This window comes from Frankia sp. AiPa1 (genome assembly GCF_023243075.1).
GTDB lineage: Bacteria > Actinomycetota > Actinomycetes > Frankiales > Frankiaceae > Frankia.
The window spans coordinates 1-946 of sequence record NZ_JALKFZ020000019.1; the positions used below are offsets into that span (position 1 = coordinate 1).

At 65.5% G+C, this 946-nt stretch carries 1 protein-coding gene; it reads right to left on the bottom strand.

The annotated features are described in order from the left end of the window. Nucleotides 1–18: 18 nt before the first annotated feature. On the bottom strand, nucleotides 19–786 hold the full coding sequence (locus MXD95_RS04065; RefSeq protein WP_250639168.1) for a transposase family protein: 768 nt from the start codon (nucleotides 784–786) through the stop codon (nucleotides 19–21). Between the last annotated feature and the right edge of the window lie 160 nt (nucleotides 787–946).

Consider the following 946-nt stretch of genomic DNA (forward strand, 5'->3'; position numbering starts at 1 on the left):
TGAGCCTTTTCCATCCTGCTATTCGTGGAATGCGTGTTCGAGGGTGAGGATCGCGCGGGCGACCGTTCCGACTCGGCGCGGGCAGCCCCGGAAGCGGCTGAGGATCTTCCAGGTTTTCAGGACCGCGAAGCCGCGTTCGCCGTGGGCTCTGGTGACGGCATGTGCACGGTTGGATTCTTTGTAGTGGTCGGGGAGGTTGCGGCCCTTGTAGGGGACGAGAAGGGTGTCGCCTTCGCCGCCGACGTAGCCCTTGTCGACGTAGAGGTAGAGCCCGGCGCGGGCGGTGGCGAGCAGGACGTCGTGGTGGCGGGCGGCTTTGAGGTCGTGGGTCGAACCGGGTAGCCCGTCGGAGATCCACAGTAGGCGGCCGTAGGGGTCGGTCAGACCCTGGAGGTTGACGCCGTGGTGCTTGTGCTTGCCGGAGTAGTACAGCTTGTTCAGGGCGCCGAGGCGGTCGGTGCGTACGACGGTGCCGTCGAGCACTGCGAAGTTGTTCCAGGTCCAGGCCAGTGCCCACAGGGCGGCGGTCAGGCTGCGGGCCAGGTCGGCGAGCAGGTCGACGGCTTCGTGGACATACCGGTAGACGGTCGCCACCCCGATGCCGAACCCGTCGGCGAGGCGTTCGTAGGTGTCGCCGTTGCGCAGGTGCGCGAGCACGAGCAGCGCCTGCTCGCGGGCCGGGAGCTTGCGCCAGGTACCCAGCCGGTCCCGGCGGGCCTTGAGCTGTTCGGTCAGGAAGTCCAGGGTCGACTCGGGCAGGGCGATACGTCCGGGGTAGGTTAGCAACGGAGTCCTCGGTCAGGGAACACAGGCTTCGACACCTTGTGACCTACCGGGGACTCCTCCATTTCTGGTCTGCGCGCGGACAACCTGCGGTCAAACCTGACGCAACATCAACCGAACTGATCCGGCCTCCAATTCAAAGAACCAGGATGGAAAAGGTTCA